Origin of the sequence: Corallococcus llansteffanensis (genome assembly GCF_003612055.1) — a bacterium.
Classification (GTDB): domain Bacteria; phylum Myxococcota; class Myxococcia; order Myxococcales; family Myxococcaceae; genus Corallococcus; species Corallococcus llansteffanensis.
This window is the reverse complement of record NZ_RAWB01000823.1, coordinates 1-3,276: the sequence shown is the minus strand read 5'-3', so window position 1 is coordinate 3,276 and position 3,276 is coordinate 1. Positions and strand designations below refer to the sequence as shown.

Sequence of the window (3,276 nt, the reverse complement as noted above, 5' to 3'; positions counted from 1 at the left end):
TGGGCGTGCTGGTGCGCGAAGTGGCCGCCCTCTACGACGCCTTCTCCCGAGGCCAGCCCTCGCCGCTGCCGCCCCTGCCCCTGCAATACGCCGACTACGCCGTCTGGCAGCGCCAGTGGTTGCAGGGTGTGGTGCTCCAGACGCAACTGGACTACTGGAAGCAGAAGCTCGCGGGCGTCAGCGCTCTGGAACTGCCCACCGACAAGCCCCGTCCGCCCGTGCAGTCCTTCCGCGGCGCCCAGGTGCCCGTCACCCTCACGGCCGAGGCCTCCGGTAGGCTCAAGACGCTGGGACTGCAAGAAGGCGTCACGCCCTTCATGCTGTTGCTGGGCGCCTTCCAGGTGCTGCTGTCCCGGTACTCCGGACAGGACGACGTCACCGTCGGCTCGCCCATCGCCGGCCGCCAGCGCGGTGAGCTCGAAGACCTCATCGGCTTCTTCGTCAATACCCTGGTGCTGCGCACCCAGGTCGACGCTCAGCACTCGTTCCTCCACTTGCTCCAGCAGGTGAAGGAGACGGCGCTGGGGGCCTACGCCCACCAGGACGTGCCCTTCGAGCGCCTGGTGGAGAAGCTCCAACCCACGCGCGACCGGAGCCGAAGCCCCCTCTTCCAGGTCCTCTTCGCCCTGCAGAACGCGCCCACCTCGGCCCCCTTGCGCGGACAATCCCTGGAGCTACACCGGCTGGAGGTGGACACCACCACCGCCAAGTTCGAGTTGCAGCTCATCCTCTCGGATACGCCCGACGGCTATCAGGGCGCCCTGGTCTTCAACACGGACCTCTTCGAATCGGCCACCGCCGCGCGCATGGCGGCACACTTCCTCCGGCTCGTCGAAGCGCTGGTGGCCCGGCCCGAAGCCCCCCTGGCCTCCGTGTCCATGCTCAGCGACGCCGAGCGCCAGCAGGTCCTGGTGGACTGGAACGCCACCGCCTCCGACTTCCCCCGCACCTCGACCCTGCCCGAGGTCTTCTCCCAGGTGGTGGCCCGCTTCCCGGACAAGGTCGCCGTCGAATCCGGTGACGCGCACCTCACCTACCGGCAACTGGACACGCGCGCCAATCGCCTCGCGCACCACCTGCGCGGCCTCGGCGTGGCCACCGACTCGCGCGTGGCCCTCGCCGTGGAGCGCTCCCTGGAGCTGGTGGTGGGCCTCGTCGCCATCCTCAAGGCGGGCGGCGCCTATGTGCCCCTGGACCCCAGCTACCCGCGCGAGCGGCTCATCGCCATGGTGGCGGACGCACGTCCTGGCGTGCTCGTCACCACGCACGCCCTGCTGCCGAAGCTGCCCGAGGGCCTGGCCACCGTGGTGCTGGACGAAGTCTCCCTGGACGATCTGCCCACGCACGCACTCCCGCCGGCCGCACTGCCGAACAGCCTCGCCTATGTCGACTTCACCTCTGGCTCCACGGGCAGGCCCAAGGGCGTGGGCACTCCGCACTCGGCCGTGCTGCGCACCCTCTTCGGCGCCGGCTACACGCACTTCGGCCCCGAGGAGACCTTCCTGCTGCTGGCGCCCCTCTCCTTCGACGCCTCCACCTTCGAGGTCTGGGGCGCGCTGCTGCACGGCTCCCGCCTCGTCGTCATGCCGCCCCAGCCTCCCTCCCTCGAGGAGCTGGGCGCGGTCCTCCAGCGCTCCGGCGTGACCACCCTCTGGCTCACCTCGGGCCTCTTCACCCAGATGGTGGACGGTCACCTGGAGGGCCTGCGCTCCGTGAGGCACCTGCTGACGGGCGGCGACGTCGTCTCCGCTCCCCACGCCCGCCGCGTCGTGGAGACGCTGCGCGTGCCCGTCATCAACGGCTACGGCCCCACCGAGAGCACCGTCTTCGCCACCACCTTCCACCTCACGGACGCGGCGCACACGGGCGCCTCGCTGCCCATCGGACGGCCCCTGGGCAACACACGCGTCTACGTGCTGGACGCGCACGGCCAGCCGGTGCCCGTGGGCGTGCCGGGCGAACTCTTCATTGGCGGCGAGGGACTGGCGCGCGGCTACGTGGAACAGCCGGCCCTCACCGCCGAGCGCTTCGTCCCCGACGCCTTCTGCGGCCAGCCCGGCGCACGCCTCTACCGCACCGGCGACCAGGCGCGCTGGAGCGCCCAGGGCACGCTGGAGTTCCTGGGCCGCCTGGACGCGCAGGTGAAGCTGCGCGGCTACCGCATCGAGTTGCCGGAAGTGGAAGCAGCCCTGCTTCGCCATCCCGAGGTGCGCGAGGCCGTGGTGCTCGTGCGCGAGGACGCGCCCGGCGACAAGCGCCTCGTGGGCTACGTCACCACGCCCCACGCCCTGGACACCGCCCTCCTGCGCGCCTTCCTCCAGCAGCGGCTCCCCGAGTACATGGTGCCCTCCGCCCTGGTGCGCCTGGACGTCCTGCCCCTCACCGCCCAGGCCAAGGTGGACCGCAAGGCCCTTCCTCCTCCCGAAGCGGGGGCTTCCCCGTCGGCGGACCGCTACGTCGCCCCGCGCACTCCCACCGAGGCGCTGCTGGCCACCCTCTGGGCGGAAGTCCTTCGCAGGGACCGGGTGGGCGTCACCGAGGACTTCTTCGCCCTGGGAGGCCATTCGCTCCTCGCCGTCCGTCTGGCGGCGGGCATCCGCGCGCGCACGGGCCAGAGCCTCCCGCTCGCCGCCCTCTTCCAAGCACCCACCATCGAGCAGCTCGCGCGCTTCCTGGGCCGGGAGCCCGCGCCCACGTCCTCGCTCGTCGCCATCCAGCGCGGCGGCCCGTCCCGCCGGCCCTTCTTCCTGGTCCATGCCGTCGGCGGCAATGTCCTCGGCTTCGCCGAGCTCGCGCGCCGGCTCGGTCCGGAGCAGCCCGTGTACGGGCTCCAGGCCCAGGGGCTCGACGGACGGCTGCCGCCCCTGGAGTCGCTCGACGCCATGGCCCGGCACTACGTGGAGGCGCTCCGCGCCGCCCAGCCCCACGGGCCCTACCGCCTCGGAGGCTGGTCGCTCGGCGCCGTCATCGCCGGGGAGATGGCGCGCCACCTCCACGCGGCCGGCGAGCCGGTCGAACTGCTCGCCCTCATCGAGCCCAGTCCGACGTCGGCCGCCCGCGGCGCCGCCACGGAGGACGACGCGGCGCTGGCCCTCCACTTCGCCGCGGACCTGGCCCGCACCGCCGGGCTCCCCGCCCGCCTTCCCCCGGACGTCGCCTCCGCCGGACCGGAGGCCCTGCTGCGCCACCTGCACGCCGAGGGACTTCGGGCCGGACTCTTCTCCCCGGAGTCCGGCCTGGAGGAGCTGCGCACCCTGCTGCGCGTCTTCACCGCCC

The 3,276-nt window shown here is 72.5% G+C and carries 1 protein-coding gene; it reads left to right on the top strand.

Features of this window, described 5'->3' with window-relative positions:
• Window positions 1-11 precede the first annotated feature (11 nt).
• Window positions 12-3,276: non-ribosomal peptide synthetase (locus D7V93_RS40745; RefSeq protein WP_244237808.1), on the top strand; the 3,265-nt coding region annotated here is incomplete at its 3' end.